The sequence below is a fragment of the Variovorax sp. 20P10.2.4 genome, from assembly GCF_058244205.1.
On sequence record NZ_JBZAYE010000150.1, the window covers coordinates 1 to 14,005 of the forward strand.

General features: G+C 69.4%; 14 protein-coding genes. 8 read left to right on the forward strand and 6 right to left on the reverse strand.

Annotated elements, in window-relative coordinates; translation table 11 throughout:
• Nucleotides 1-265: 265 nt before the first annotated feature.
• On the reverse strand, nucleotides 266-1,186 hold the full coding sequence (locus AC27VN_RS16335) for a LysR family transcriptional regulator (RefSeq protein WP_093341238.1): 921 nt from the start codon (nucleotides 1,184-1,186) through the stop codon (nucleotides 266-268).
• Nucleotides 1,187-1,341: 155 nt separating this feature from the next.
• Here AC27VN_RS16335 and AC27VN_RS16340 point away from each other — a divergent pair, with 155 nt between their 5' ends.
• The 4 genes from AC27VN_RS16340 (at nucleotide 1,342) to AC27VN_RS16355 (ending at nucleotide 5,309) form a co-directional block, all read left to right on the forward strand.
• Nucleotides 1,342-2,244, forward strand: coding sequence for an amino acid ABC transporter substrate-binding protein (locus AC27VN_RS16340; RefSeq protein WP_490877209.1), 903 nt, complete (start codon nucleotides 1,342-1,344; stop codon nucleotides 2,242-2,244).
• A 77-nt stretch (nucleotides 2,245-2,321) separates the two neighbouring features.
• On the forward strand, nucleotides 2,322-3,572 hold the full coding sequence (locus AC27VN_RS16345) for an aminotransferase class V-fold PLP-dependent enzyme (RefSeq protein WP_490877218.1): 1,251 nt from the start codon (nucleotides 2,322-2,324) through the stop codon (nucleotides 3,570-3,572).
• A 98-nt stretch (nucleotides 3,573-3,670) separates the two neighbouring features.
• The gene (locus tag AC27VN_RS16350) at nucleotides 3,671-4,447 is read left to right on the forward strand and encodes an acetoacetate decarboxylase family protein (RefSeq protein WP_490877210.1); all 777 of its coding nucleotides are present in this window, start codon (nucleotides 3,671-3,673) and stop codon (nucleotides 4,445-4,447) included.
• A gap of 58 nt (nucleotides 4,448-4,505) precedes the next feature.
• A complete protein-coding gene (locus tag AC27VN_RS16355) occupies nucleotides 4,506-5,309 on the forward strand; it encodes a helix-turn-helix transcriptional regulator (protein ID WP_490877211.1) in 804 nt (267 codons plus the stop codon).
• Between the two features lie 3 nt (nucleotides 5,310-5,312).
• Here AC27VN_RS16355 and AC27VN_RS16360 read toward each other — a convergent pair whose 3' ends face one another.
• Genes AC27VN_RS16360 through AC27VN_RS16375 form a run of 4 tightly spaced genes read right to left on the reverse strand, consistent with a single transcriptional unit; the run spans nucleotide 5,313 to nucleotide 10,004 of the window.
• On the reverse strand, nucleotides 5,313-6,548 hold the full coding sequence (locus AC27VN_RS16360; RefSeq protein ID WP_490877212.1) for a M20 family metallopeptidase: 1,236 nt from the start codon (nucleotides 6,546-6,548) through the stop codon (nucleotides 5,313-5,315).
• A gap of 5 nt (nucleotides 6,549-6,553) precedes the next feature.
• Entirely contained in the window at nucleotides 6,554-8,335 is a 1,782-nt protein-coding gene (gene uraD, locus AC27VN_RS16365) for a 2-oxo-4-hydroxy-4-carboxy-5-ureidoimidazoline decarboxylase (protein ID WP_490877213.1), read from the reverse strand.
• Between the two features lie 23 nt (nucleotides 8,336-8,358).
• On the reverse strand, nucleotides 8,359-9,318 hold the full coding sequence (puuE, locus tag AC27VN_RS16370) for an allantoinase PuuE (protein WP_490877214.1): 960 nt from the start codon (nucleotides 9,316-9,318) through the stop codon (nucleotides 8,359-8,361).
• An 11-nt stretch (nucleotides 9,319-9,329) separates the two neighbouring features.
• The gene (locus AC27VN_RS16375; protein WP_057596531.1) at nucleotides 9,330-10,004 is read right to left on the reverse strand and encodes a GntR family transcriptional regulator; all 675 of its coding nucleotides are present in this window, start codon (nucleotides 10,002-10,004) and stop codon (nucleotides 9,330-9,332) included.
• Between the two features lie 84 nt (nucleotides 10,005-10,088).
• Between AC27VN_RS16375 and uraH the strand changes: the two genes are divergently transcribed.
• On the forward strand, nucleotides 10,089-10,439 hold the full coding sequence (uraH, locus tag AC27VN_RS16380) for a hydroxyisourate hydrolase (RefSeq protein WP_093340498.1): 351 nt from the start codon (nucleotides 10,089-10,091) through the stop codon (nucleotides 10,437-10,439).
• Between the two features lie 62 nt (nucleotides 10,440-10,501).
• Here the strand turns inward: uraH and AC27VN_RS16385 are convergent, their stop codons facing one another.
• Nucleotides 10,502-11,002: a hypothetical protein gene (locus AC27VN_RS16385; RefSeq protein ID WP_490877215.1), complete on the reverse strand. Its 501-nt coding sequence runs from the start codon at nucleotides 11,000-11,002 to the stop codon at nucleotides 10,502-10,504.
• Nucleotides 11,003-11,055: 53 nt separating this feature from the next.
• Here AC27VN_RS16385 and xdhC point away from each other — a divergent pair, with 53 nt between their 5' ends.
• From xdhC to AC27VN_RS16400, 3 genes are all read left to right on the forward strand, one after another.
• A complete protein-coding gene (gene xdhC / locus AC27VN_RS16390) occupies nucleotides 11,056-11,862 on the forward strand; it encodes a xanthine dehydrogenase accessory protein XdhC (RefSeq protein ID WP_490877216.1) in 807 nt (268 codons plus the stop codon).
• Nucleotides 11,863-12,100: 238 nt separating this feature from the next.
• A complete protein-coding gene (locus tag AC27VN_RS16395) occupies nucleotides 12,101-13,309 on the forward strand; it encodes a urate hydroxylase PuuD (protein WP_093340492.1) in 1,209 nt (402 codons plus the stop codon).
• 64 nt (nucleotides 13,310-13,373) lie between these two features.
• The coding region (locus AC27VN_RS16400) for a glycerate kinase type-2 family protein (RefSeq protein ID WP_490877217.1) at nucleotides 13,374-14,005 on the forward strand (632 nt) is incomplete at its 3' end.

Sequence of the window (14,005 nt, forward strand, 5' to 3'; positions counted from 1 at the left end):
GCCGGCGAGCAGGGCCGTGCCGAGCACGAGCGAGAAGGCGAGGCGCGACAGCGGCAGGCCGGGAAGGGAAGACAGGGATTTCATGAAGACGGGAACAGGAACGCGGAAGGGACACGAGGCCGCCGCTGCAAGGCCGCGGCGCTCGGGGACGAACGAGGCGCGGGTGCGCCAGGAACGCGCTGGAGTCTCGGTGCCCGTCGTGACGCGTGCGTGAAAGCCGAATGAAAGTCACGCTACTGTCACGAGCGGCGCGCGGCCCGCTACATCAGCCTGTCATCGCGTCGTCGGCCTGCGCCTGGAACATGCGCGTGAAGTCGCAGCAGGACTGCGCGAGCATCACGATCGACGAGGTCAGCGCGCTGCGGTGCTCGCCCTTGTGCATCGCCACGTAGCGCACCACCGGCAGGGCCGGCGCCACCTCGATCTCGGCCAGCATGCCGGCGGCCACCATCGGCCGCAGGCATTCGCGCGGCAGGTAGCTCACGCCCAGGCCCGACACCGTGAGGCCGACCAGCGCGATCAGGTTGCTCACCACGATGGTGTCGGCCGGCTGCACGCCCTGTTCCTTCATCCAGGCGTCGTAGGCGCGGCCCGTGCCCGAGTTGCCGCCCTGCACCAGCATGCGCTGGCGCGCCAGCTCGTGCAGCCGCAGCGGCGCGTCGGTGGGCACCACGCCGGGCTTGCACATCCAGGCGCTCTTCACCTCGCCGATCGCCTTGCTCGCCATGCGCGCGTCGGCGAAGCTGTCGGGCAGGAACACCAGGTCGAGCTCGTCGGCCAGCAGCTTGTCGCGCAGCTGCAGGCTGTCGTCGACGTCGGGCTCGAGGATCACCTTCGGGTAGTGCTGCTGGATCAGCCGCACCAGCCGCGGCAGCCAGGTCATGGCCGTGAGCTCGGTCACGCCGATGCGCAGTCGGCGCTCCACCACGCCAGGCTTGCCGAACTGCTCGACCGCCGCGTCGCGCTGCGCCAGCAGCTTCTGCGCGAGCACGTACATCTCCTCGCCCTTCTCGGTGAGCCGCGCGCTGCGCTGGCTGCGGTCGAACAGCTCGGTGTCGAACAGCGCCTCGAGCTCGTGCACCCGCTTCGACACCGCCGACTGCGAGGTGTGGAGCTGGTTGGCGGCCTGCGCGAAGCCGCCCAGGCGGGCGATCCAATAGAGGGCCTCGAGCTGCTTGAAGGTCATCATGGCGGTGCGTTCCTTGGGCGATAAAACACTTTAAGCGATCTTTTTCGATGAATAAAAATCGCTTTTGGAAACTTGAAGCCGCGCCGAAGATGCGCTCCGAACCGGTTGCGCCCACCACTTTCGTATTCAACCCACACGGCCAAGGACTTCACATGCACTTCCCACGCGCCTTCGCACGCCCCGCCGCATTCGGCATCGCCCTCGTAGTGGCCTGCGGCGTCGCCGCCGCCCAGGACAGCGGCACGCTGCGCAAGATCAAGGACAGCGGCACCATCCAGATCGGCAGCCGCGACACCCAGATCCCGTTCTCGTACAAGACCAGCGCCGACGCGGCGCCGATCGGCTTCACCAACGAGATCTGCCTGAAGATCGTCGAGGCGGTGAAGGCCAAGCTCAACCTGCCCAAGCTCGACGTGCGCTACACGCTGCTGAACTCCACCAACCGCATCCCGCTGCTGCAGAACGGCACCGTGGACCTCGACTGCGCGACCACCACCAACACCACGCAGCGCCAGCAGCAGGTGGACTTCGCGCCCAGCCATTTCGTCACCAACATCACGGCGGCGGTCAAGAAGAACTCGGGCATCAACAGCTTCGCCGACCTGCAGGGCAAGACCGTGGCCACCGTGGCCGGCAGCACCTCGATCCAGCTGCTGCGCGGCGCGCGCAAGAACGGCATCGACGTGCAGGAGATCGCGGGCAAGGACACGGCCGATGCCTTCCTGCTGCTCGCGAGCGACCGCGCCGCGGCCTACGTGCTCGACGACGTGCAGCTCGCCGGCCTGATCGCCAACCAGCCCAACGCGGGCGACTACAAGCTGCTGAAGGAATCGCTGCGCCAGGAGCCCTACGGGATCATGCTGCGCAAGGACGATCCCGAGTTCAAGGCGATCGTCGACCAGACCGTGGCCGGCCTCATGAAGTCGGGCGAGATCGACAAGCTCTACGCGCGCTGGTTCACGCAGCCGATCCCGCCGCGCAACGTGAGCCTCGACTTCCCGATGTCGGACGCGGTGCGCGAGACCTACAAGAACCCGAACAACAAGGGCGTGTGAGCGTGAGCGCTTCTTCCTCCTTTTCTTCCCCGACCGGCGCGCAGCATCCGCGCGGCCTGGCCTTCTCCGACGCGCTGATGCGCGAGGTGCGCGAGCGCTTTCTGCTCGTGGAGCGCGACCACCACGGGCGCGAGCGCCTGTACTTCGACAACGCGGGCGGCTCGTTCCGGCTCAAGGCCGCCATCGAGCGCTTCGCGGCCATCGACGCCGTGCCCGACAACACCGAGCGCATCCACGAGACCGCGCTCGAGCTGCAGACCGTGCAGGCGCGCGGCTGGGACGACGTGCGCACCATCCTCAACGCCGAGGGCGGCAGCATCTTCGCGGCGCTCACCGCCTCGGGCGCCATGTTCGACATGGTGCGCGCGGTGGCCGAGAACGTGCCTGGAACGAACATGGTGACCACCGTGCTCGAGCATCCCTCGGCCTACGACGCGATGGCGCTCTATGCCGAGCGCACCGGCCGCGAATTGCGCGTGGCGCGCAGCAACCCCGAGACCGGCGGCATCGACGTCGACGAGATCGTGCGGCTGGTCGATGCCAACACCTGCCTGCTCAACGTGATCTACGCCTCGAACATCTCGGGCGCGAAGCTCGACATCGAGGCCATCGTGCGGCGCGCGCGCGAGGTCAAGCCCGATCTCTACATCGTCGTGGACGCGGTGCAGCATGCGCCGCACGGGCTGATCGATCTGCGCAAGACGCCGGTGGACGGGATCAACCTTGCGCCCTACAAGTTCTTCGGCTGCCGCGGCTCGGGCATCGCCTGGATGTCGGAGCGCGCCGCGGCCCTGCCGCACCACAAGCTCGCGGGCAAGAAGGCCGGCCACTGGGACCTCGGCAGCGTGGCGCCCTGGCAGTTCGCGGTGGTCAGCGAGATCGTCGACTACGTCTGCTGGCTCGGCGGCCACTTCAGCGAGGCCACCTCGCGGCGCGAACTGTTCGCGGCCGGCATCGCGCACATCGAGCTGCACGAACGCGCGCTGCTCGCGGCGCTGCTCGAGGGCGTGGACGGCCAGCCGGGCCTGCGCGCCATGCCGGGCGTGCGCGTGTTCCTCGACCACCCGGACCTGAGCCGGCGCGACCTGATCCTGGGCATCGGCTTCGACGGCCTGGACTGCACGCGCGCCGTGCACGAGTACGGGCTGCGCGGCGTCACGGTCTACGAGCGCACGGCCGCGAGCATCTACTCGAAGCGCATGCTCGATTCCTTCGGGCTCGAGGGCACGGTGCGCGTGTCGCCGCTGCACTGCAACTCGATGGCGGAAATGGCGCGCTTCCTTCAGGTGACGCAGGAGATCGCGCGCGCGTTCGCGACGGCGGACTGAGGCCACGGGGCACCGCGGCGGGATCACTGGCGTACAAGACGCCCGCGCGCGGGCGTCCTATCGTGAGGCGGTCTTCCACTTTCGTGAACCGCCTCCCGATGCCCACCCCGTTCTCGCCCCCCTTCACCGCCTCCGGCCGCAGCGCGCTCGTGCAGGCGCCGCCCTGGCACTACGCCGGCTGGCTGGTCAACGTGGCCTTCGACTTCGAGGCCGACCGCGCCGCCGCGCTGCTGCCCGCCGGGCTCGGCCGGGCCACCGGCCAGGGCTGCGTGCATTTCGCCGACTGGCAGTTCTGCGGCGCCGATGGCGCGGAGCTGCTCGACCCCGTCTATGCGCAGTACCGCGAGACCATCGTGGTGCTCGAGATCGAAGGCCCTCCGGGCGAACAGCGCTTCTGCTGCCCCTTCATCTACGTCGACCAGGACATCTCGCTGCTGCGCGGTTGGCTGCAGGGCTGGCCCAAGAAGATCGGCCAGACCTGGGTCACGCGCAGCCTGCCGATCGCCCATCCGGCGGCCGCCTCGCTGGGCCAAGGCAGCCGGCTCGGCGCCAGCCTCAGCGTGAAGGAGCGCCGGCTGGTCGATGCCAGCGTCACCCTGCACGGCGAGCCCGGCGAACGGCTGGGCTTCCTGCGCGCGCCGACCATCGGCGCGATCGGCTGGCCCGACCTGACGCGGCCGCACGAGGTGCCGGTGCCGCGCCACCTGCGCGCCGACATCGTCGACCGCGTGGAGTCGGGCTGGAGCGCGGGCAGCGCCACCCTGCGCTTCCACGACCATCCGGTGGAGGAGCTTTCGCTGCTCGGCGAGGTGCGCGCCACGCAGGCCACGGCCGGCTGGATGGGGCTCACGGTGCGCGGTGCCTTCGCCGCCTAGGTCGAAGCCGATGCCCGCGGCGATCGTGTCGAGGGCGCTGCTGCGCTACCCTCGCGCGATGACCGCCGTCGCCGCGCCGCCGCCGTCCTCCCGCCTGGTCGTGCTGCCCTCGGGCGAGGGCCTGCGCGTGGAGGCGCTGTTCGCGGCCGAGCCGCGCGCCCGCTTCGCGCCGCACTGGCATCCCGAATGGAGCGTGGGCGCCATCATCGAGGGCCACTGCGAGTTCACCTGCGATGGCGAGGCGCTCGTGGCCCATGCGGGCGAGCTGGTGCTGATGGCGCCCTACATGCTGCACACCGCGGGCGTGAGCCGGCGCAGCTTTCGCATGGTGATGCTCTACGTGCCGCATGGTTGGGTCGCGGCGCGGCTGGGTTGGCCGGCGGACTCGCGCGGTGCCTTGCAGCGCAAGGTGCTGCCCGATGCGGAACTGGCCGGGGCCCTGGCTGCCGCCGCCACGGCGGCGGACGGCGCGGGCATCGCGCGCCTGGTCGAGCGCATCCTGGGTGCTCAGACCTGTTCCGAACTCATGCCGCTGCAGCCGCCGGCGCCCGATGCGCGCGTGGCGGAGATCTGCGCGCTGCTCGCCGAGGAGGATGCCTGCCGCATCGACCCGGCCGCGCTCGCGCGCCGCATGGGCGTGTCGCGCGAGCACTTCCAGCGTGCCTTCCGCGAGGCCGTGGGCATGACGCCCGCGCACTACGCGCGGCATGCGCGCATCGGCCGCGCCAAGGCGCTGCTGCGCGAGGGCGTGGCGCCGAAGGACGTGGCGGCCGAATGCGGCTTCGCCGACCAGGCGCACTTCTCGCGCTGGTTCCGGCGCTGCTTCGGGGTGGCGCCGGGGCGGTATCGCGTGGCCGCCTGAGACTCAGGCCAGCAGGTCGCTCAGCGTGCGCGCGATCACCTTGGTCGCGCGCCGCAGGTCCTCGAGCACCACGCGCTCGTCGCTGCGCTTGGCATGCGACTCGAGCACGGTGCGCGGGCCGGCGCCATAGATCACGCCCGGAATGCCGGCCTCGCCATAGAGGCGAACGTCGGTGTACAGCGGCGTGCCCATGGCCTTGATCGGCTCGCCGAACAGCTCGCCGCCATGCTTCTGGATCGCCTCGACCAGCGGCTTGTTGCCCGCCAGCGGCTTCATCGAGTTGGCCAGCAGCAGGCGCTTGATCTCGACCGTGATGCCCGGGAACGAGGCCGCCGCGTCGGCGATGACCTGGCGGATCGAGGCCTCGACCTCGACCGGGTTCTCTTCGGGGATCATGCGGCGGTCGAGCTTGAACACCACCTTGCCGGGCACCACGTTGGTGTTGGTGCCGCCCTCGATGCGGCCGACGTTGAGGTAGGGGTGCGTGATGCCCTCGACCTGCGAGCTGACCTGCTGGTAGAGCGTGTTCTGCGCATAGAGCGCCTCGAGGATCTTCACCGCGCCCTGCAGCGCGTCGATGCCGGTGGAGGGGATGGCGGCATGCGCCATCTTGCCGTGCACCGTCACTTCCATCTGCAGGCAGCCGTTGTGGGCCGTGACCACCTCGTAGCTGAAGCCTGCGGCGATCATCAGGTCGGGCTTGGTGAGGCCGTTCTTCAGCAGCCAGCCCGGGCCGAGGATGCCGCCGAATTCCTCGTCGTAGGTGAAGTGCAGTTCGACGCCGCCCCTGGTCGGCTTCGCGACCGCTTCGAGCGCGCGCAGCGCGAAGGTGAAGCTCGCGAAGTCGCTCTTGCTCACGGCGGCCGCGCGGCCGTAGAGCGAGCCGTCGGCGATCTCGCCGCCGTAGGGGTCATGGGTCCAGCCCTCGCCGGGCGGCACCACGTCGCCGTGCGCGTTGAGCGCCACGGTGCGGCCGCCGTCGCCGTCCTTGCCGTACTTGCGGCGCACGATCAGGTTGGTGATCGATTCGAGGCCGTAGTCCTTCACGTCCTGCACGGGCACGGCGTGCTTCTCGGCCACGAGGCCGAAGCCCTCGAGCAGTTCGGCGGTGCGCTCGGCATGCGGCGCGTTGTTGCCGGGCGGGGTGTCGGTGGGCACCTGCACCAGTTGCTGCAGGAACTTCACTTCCTCGTCGAAGTGGGCGTCGATCCAGGCGTCGAGCTTTGCGTAGTCGGTCATGGGGTTCAGGCGGCGCTCGGCGCGCCGTTCAGGTTGTCGAGCAGATGCTGGAAGGCTTGCACCGCCAGCTCCATGTCGTCGTTGGTGCTCGATTCGAGCGGGTTGTGGCTGATGCCGGAGTTGATGCCGCGCACGAACAGCATGGCCTGCGGCATCACCTCGTGCAGCTTCATCGCGTCGTGGCCGGCGCCGCTGGGCATGCGGAACAGCGGCACGCCGAGCGAATCGACCGCGCGTTCCCAGCGCTGCTGCCATTCGGGCGCGCTCGGCGCGGCCGAGGCACGCATGGTTTCCTCGAGCGTGTGGCGCACGCCGCGGCGTTCGCAGATGTCCTGCAGCGCCTTCACCACGTCGTTGGCGAGCGCATCGCGCTGCGCATCGTTGGGCGCGCGCAGGTCGAGGCTGAACTTGCAGCGCCCGGGCACCACGTTGATCGAGCCGCTCGGCACCTCGAGCATGCCCACGGTGCCGACCGAGTCGCCATCCTTGGCGGCGCGCTGCTCGGTGTAGAGGATCAGTTCGGCCACGGCCGCGGCCGCGTCGCGGCGGCGGTCCATCGGCGTGGTGCCCGCATGGCTGGCCATGCCGATCACCTCGCCCACGTAGCGCACGCTGCCGTTGATCGAGGTCACGATGCCCAGCGGGATGTCGAGCTCGTTGAGCACCGGGCCCTGCTCGATGTGCACCTCGACGAAGCCCAGGTACTTCGAGGGATCGCGCTGCGCCTTGGCGATGTCTTCCTCGCGCAGGCCCGCATGGGCGCGCGCCTCGCGCATGGTGATGCCGTCGGCGTCCTTCTGGTCGAGCCAGGCCGGGTTGAAGTGGCCGATCAGCGCCCCCGAACCGAGGAAGGTGGCCTTGTAGCGCTGGCCTTCCTCCTCGGCGAAGCCCACCACCTCGAAGGCGAAGGGCAGGCGTCGGTTCTGGCGCTTGAGCTCGCGCACGCAGGCCATGGGCACGAAGATGCCGAGCCGGCCGTCGTACTTGCCGCCGTTGCGCACGGTGTCGTAGTGCGAGCCCGTGAGCAGCGTCTTCGCATCGGGCGTCGCGCCCTCGTAGCGGCCGACCACGTTGCCGACCGCGTCGATCTCCACCGAGTCGAAGCCGGCCTCGCGCATCTCGCGCGCGATCTGCGCCGCGCAGGCGCGGTGCGCGTCGGTCAGGTAGGTCACGGTGAGCTGGCCCTTCTCGGCGAAGCCCGGGTCGCTGTGCACCGCGAGCGCCTCCTGCCAGTCCCACACGTGGTTGCCGAGCGCCGGCGCGGTGCCGAACTTGTCGTTCAGCCGGATCTCGGCGATGCGGTGGATGTTGCGCAGCGCCTCGGCGAGCTCGAAGTCGGGATGGTTGTAGGCGCGGCGCTCGAAGGTGTCGATGATCTCGCGCTTGGACAGGCCCGTGCCGCGCGGGCCGCGCACCGCGAGGATGAAGGGGAAGCCGAACTTCGCGTTGTAGTCGGCGTTGAGCTGCTGGATCTTCGCGAACTCCTCGGGCGTGCAGTCGGTGAGGCCGGCCTTGCCCTGCTCGTTGGTCGACTCGGCCGTCAGCGTCTTGCTGACCATCGCCTTGCCCGCGAGCTCGGGGTGGGCGCGGATCAGGGCCAGGCGCTCTTCCCTGGTGGCCGTGTTCACGGCCTGCGCGAGCGCGTACTTCAGGTGCTGCAGCGAACGGAACGGGCGCGCGGCCAGCGCCTGGCGCGCGATCCACGGCGAGTGCTCGTAGGTCCCGTCGAGCAGCGCGACGGCTTCGTCGGCGCCCGCGGCGTTCAGTTGTTCGATGGTCAGGCTCATGGCGTGTGTGTCCTCCGTATGAATCAAGCTTGCGAGGCTTGGGAAGAGGCTTCGAACGGATGGGTCTTCTTCCAGTGCCGCGCGATGTCGACGCGGCGGCAGACCCACACCCGCTCGTGGCTGGCGATGTGATCGAGAAAGCGCTGCAGCGCCACGATGCGGCCCGGGCGCCCGAGCAGGCGGCAGTGCATGCCGATGCTCATCATCTTCGGCGCCTCGTCGCCCTCGGCGTAGAGCGCGTCGAAGCTGTCCTTCATGTACTGGAAGAAGGGATCGGCGTGCGAGTAGCCCTGCGGCAGCGCGAAGCGCATGTCGTTGCAGTCGAGCGTGTAGGGCACGATGAGCTGCGGCACGGTGCTGCCGTCGGTCTTGCGCACCTTCATCCAGAACGGCAGGTCGTCGCCGTAGTAGTCGCTGTCGTATTCGAAGCCGCCGTAGTCGGCCACCAGGCGGCGCGTGCGCGGGCTGTCGCGGCCGGTGTACCAGCCGAGGGCGCGCTCGCCCGTGAGCCTCTCGATGGCTTCCATGCCCAGGCGCATGTGCTCGCGCTCGGTGGCCTCGTCGATGTTCTGGTAGTGGATCCAGCGCCAGCCGTGGCAGGCGATCTCGTGGCCCAGTTCCTTGAAGGCCGCCGTGAGCTCGGGATGGCGCTCGAGCGCCATGCCGACGCCGAACACCGTGAGCGGCAGGCCGCGCTGCTCGAACTCGCGCAAGAGGCGCCACACGCCCACGCGCGAGCCGTACTCGTAGATGCCTTCCATGCTGATGTGGCGGTCGGGGTAGCTCGCGGGATTGAACATCTCCGAGAGGAACTGTTCCGAGCCGGCGTCGCCGTGCAGCGTGGCGTTCTCGCCGCCTTCCTCGTAGTTGAGGACGAACTGCACCGCGATGCGCGCGTTGCCGGGCCACTGCGCATGGGGCGGGTTGCGGCCGTAGCCGACGAGGTCGCGCGGGTAGGGCAGGGTGGTGTCGTAGACGGTCATGGTGGAAGGGGTCAGGACAATGCGAGGGAGATGTCGCTGGTGGGCACCTTGCGGTCGAACACCAGGTTGGCCTCGACGTGCTGCAGGTGCTCGGTCATCAGGCGCACGGCGCGCTCCTCGTCGCGCGCGGCCAGCGCCTTGACGATGTCGGCGTGCTCGTCGTTCGAATGCTCGGCGGCGCTGGTGCTCTGGTACATGAGCGTGATGAGGGCGCAGCGCGAGATCAGCTCGCCGAGGATCTGCGCCAGCACCTGGTTGCCCATGAGCTCGGCCATGCGCACGTGGAAGTCGCCGAGCAGCTCGGTGCGGCCCGAGACGTCCTCGCCCGACACGGCCGACTTCTCGAGCGCCACGTGTTCCTTGAGCGCCTTGATCTTGGCCGGCGTGACGGTGCGCACGAACTCGCGCGTCATCTCGGCCTCGAGCATGCGGCGCACCGCGAACACCTGCTTGGCCTCGTCGACCGCGGGCGCTGCCACGAAGGCGCCGCGCGCGGGCTCGAGCCGGATCAGCTTGTTCTGCGCGAGCTGGAACAGCGCCTGGCGCACCAGCGTGCGCGACACGCCGAAATGGTCCGCCAGCTTCTGCTCGGCCAGCTTGGTGCCGGGCTGAAGCCGGTGGTCGACGATCGCGCGGGTGAGCGCATCGACGATCGAACGGGTGGTGGAGGACTCCATGTTTTTCATGATAGACCGAAAGCCGACAACTGTATACACTTTTGTCCACCGGAATATCCCGCACTCTCACCTGACCGACCGAAGGAAACTCCCATGGGCCTGAGCACCCACGTACTGGACACGATGCATGGCGGCCCCGCGGCCGGCATGGAGGTCGCGCTCTTCACCACCGAGGGCGACGCCGCCACGCTGGTGCGGCGCTTCACGCTGAATGCCGACGGCCGCAGCGACGGCCCGCTCTACGACAACAGCACGCTGAAGACCGGCACCTACCGGCTGGTGTTCGACGTGGCGGGCTATTTCAAGGCGCGCGGCGTGGCGCTGCCCGAGCCGAACTTCCTCAACAAGGTGTCGCTGGACTTCGGCGTGGCGCATGCCGACCAGCACTACCACGTGCCGCTGCTGGTGAGCCCGTGGAGCTATTCGACCTACCGGGGGTCGTGAACGCCGACAGCGTGACTGTCGGAGGCTTTTCGCCGCTCCCCGTCCGGGGAGCGGCGGGGGCGCTACTGCTGCAGCTGCCCTTCGGTCAGCGTGTCGAGCTGGAAGCGCCCGCTCTTGTCCCAGAGCCAGGTGTCGGTCCACACGACCGGGCCGAGCCGCGACGCGGCCGGGAAGGGCGCGGCCTGCAGCACGGTGCGTTCGATCTCGGCGATGACCTCGGGCGCATGCTGGGGCGCACGCAGCCAGTGCAGCGAGACCACGCGGCCCGCGCCGTCGAGGCTGACCTGCAGCGTGCCGACCGCGTAGAGCACCGGCGGCAATTGCCCGCCGTAGATGCGGCGGTTGTTGAGGTCGTAGACATGGCGCGCGGCATCGCGCCGGTAGTCGCGCGCGCTGGTGGCATTGGAGGCGCGCGGCGCCGGCCGGCCGCTGGCGCCGGGTTCGGCCGTGGCCTTGCTCAGTTGACCGGGCACCGAACCGGTGGTGCCGCATCCGGCGAGCCAGAGCGCGGCAAGGAAAGACACCGCCAGGGCGAGGCGGCGCGTCGTGGGCTGAAAATTCATCGCCGGGTTTATACCGTGACTCCCTCGCTCCTCGGCAACCGAAGGTATCCCTCATGAACGGCGCGGTCGACCAACTGCTGGCCCGTCTTCGCGACGAAGACGCGGTGCTGGTGCGCGTCGAATCCACGCAGGGCTCGGCGCCGCGCGAGGCCGGCACCTGGATGGCGGTCTGGGCCGAGGGCCTCACGGCCACCATCGGCGGCGGCCAGCTCGAGTTCCAGGCCACGCAGGAAGCGCGCGAACTGCTGGCCGGCAGCCGCGCCATCGACGGCATCCAGCGCTATCCGCTGGGCCCGAGCCTGGGCCAGTGCTGCGGCGGCGTGGTGTTCCTGTCGTTCCGGCGCGTCTCGGCCGCCGACATCCTCGAACTGCGGCGCGCGCTGGTCGAACACCTGAAGCCGGTGGCGCTGTTCGGCGGCGGCCACGTGGGCGCGGCGCTCGCGCGGCTGCTCGCGGGCCTGCCGTTCTCGGTGCGCTGGATCGACAGCCGCGACGGCGTGTTCCCCGAAGAACTGCCGGCCCAGGTCGAGACCGAGCATTCCGAGCCGGTGCAGGACGCGGTGGCCTCGCTCGCGCCCGGCAGCCGCGTGCTGATCATGAGCTTCAGCCATGCCGAGGACCTCGACATCGTGATCGCCTGCCTGCGCCGCCTGCGCGAGCGCGACGACCTGCCCTATATCGGCCTGATCGGCAGCAAGACCAAGTGGGCCACCTTCAGCCACCGGCTCGAGGCGCGCGGCTTCACGGCGGCCGAGCTGGCGCGCATCACCTGCCCGATCGGCGTGCCGGGCATCACGGGCAAGGAGCCCGAGGTGATCGCGGTCGCGGTGGCGGCACAGTTGTTGCAATCGCTGGGCTGAGCCGGCGCTTCGGTGCACGAACAGGGTTTTCCCGGCACCGGCGCCGCAAAAAACCACGCCGCCCCTCGCCAAAACTGTATACACTTTCAGTCCACAAGTATCTGCCGCAGCGGAGCGAGGCCCACCCGGAGCCTGCGTTCGCGGCACTTTCTCTGCTTACAGCGCCCGCAGTGGTGAGCAGGACGAAGACATCCGCGTCCGGCGTTCCCCCGCGCCGAGCGGATTGAGAGAGCACCTCATGGAAAGCTACTACCTCGACTGGGCCAACCTGCTGCTGCGCTGGGTCCACGTCATCACCGCCATCGCCTGGATCGGCGCCTCCTTCTACTTCGTGATGCTGGACAACAGCCTCGAGAAGCCGCAGGACCCCGAGTCGCTCGACAAGGGCGTTGGCGGCGAGCAGTGGGCCGTGCACGGCGGCGGCTTCTACAACATGCAGAAGTACCTGCTGGCGCCCAAGAAGCTGCCGGACCACCTGCACTGGTCGTACTGGGAGAGCTACTCCACATGGCTCACGGGCTTCGCGCTCTTCACCATGTCGTACCTCTGGAACGCCAGCACCTACCTGATCGACAAGTCGAAGATGGACTGGCAGCCGGGCGCGGCGATCGCCGTGGCGCTGGCCTTCCTGGTCGTGTTCTGGATGGTCTACGACAGCATCTGCCAGCTGTTCGGCCGGCGCAAGAACGGCGACACCATCGTCGGCGTGCTGGTCGCGATCTTCGTGGCCTTCGCGGCCTGGCTGGCCTGCCAGTGGTTCGCGGGCCGCGCGGCCTTCCTGCTGGTCGGCGCGATGATGGCCACGACCATGAGCGGCAACGTGTTCTTCTGGATCATCCCGGGCCAGCGCAAGAACGTGCAGGCCCTGCGCGAAGGCCGCCCGGTCGACCCGGTGCACGGCCAGCGCGGCAAGCAGCGCAGCGTGCACAACACCTACTTCACGCTGCCGGTGCTGTTCGCGATGCTGAGCAACCACTACAGCTTCACCTACACCCACAAGTACAACTGGATCGTGCTGCTGCTGATCATGCTCGGCGGCGCGGCGATCCGGCAGTTCTTCGTGGTGCGCCACCGCTTCAAGCTCGGCAACGCGCGCAACCCGCTGCCCTACGCGATGGTCGGCGTGGCCGTGCTGGGCCTCACCATCGTCTGGATGAAGCCCGAGCCCGCCGCCCCCGTGGCCGCCGCCGCGCCGAGCGCGCCGGCCGTGGCCTACCAGGACGTGCAGAAGGTGCTCGAGCAGCGCTGCTACATGTGCCACGGCGCGAGCGTGCAGATGAAGAACGTGCGCGTCGACTCGCCCGAGCAGGTGAGTGCCCACGCCCAGGCCATCTATCAGCAGGTGGTGGTCACGAAGATCATGCCGATGAACAACGCCACCTCGATCACCGACGAGGAGCGCGCCCTGATCGGCCGCTGGTTCCAGGGCGGAGCCAAGACGAACTAGACCGCGGTCAAGAGGGCGGACTCGGGTTCGCCGCAAAATGCAGGCCCCGGAGACAACGCCACCCATGACCGCCAAGACCTCGACGCCCCCCTCGCTGCAAGACGCGACCGCTCCCGATCCCCGCCAGGCGCCGCGCGCCTTCCTCGAACACCTCTACCGCGTCGCGGTCGACCGCGCGCTGCCGCTGTCGACCCTGGGCGCGCACCTGCCCAAGCCGCCCAAGGGCCGCACGCTGGTGCTCGGTGCCGGCAAGGCCGGCGGTTCGATGGCGCAGGCGCTCGAGGCGCTGTGGCCGGCCGATGCGCCGCTGTCGGGCCTGGTCGTCACGCGCTACGACCACATCCCGCCGCGGCCCGAGGGGCTGCCCAGCCGCATCGAGATCGTCGAGGCCGCGCATCCCGTGCCCGACGCGGCCGGCCAGCAGGCGGCCGAACGCATCCTCGCGCTGACCGAAGGCCTGACCGCCGACGACCTCGTGCTGTGCCTGATCTCGGGCGGCGGCTCCTCGCTGCTGGTGCTGCCGGCCGAGGGCCTGACGCTGGCCGACAAGCAGCGCATCAACAAGCAGCTGCTCGACAGCGGCGCCCACATCGGCGAGATGAACTGCGTGCGCAAGCACCTCTCGCGCATCAAGGGCGGCCGGCTCGCGGCGGCCTGCGCGCCGGCGCGCGTGGTCACGCTCACCATCAGCGACGT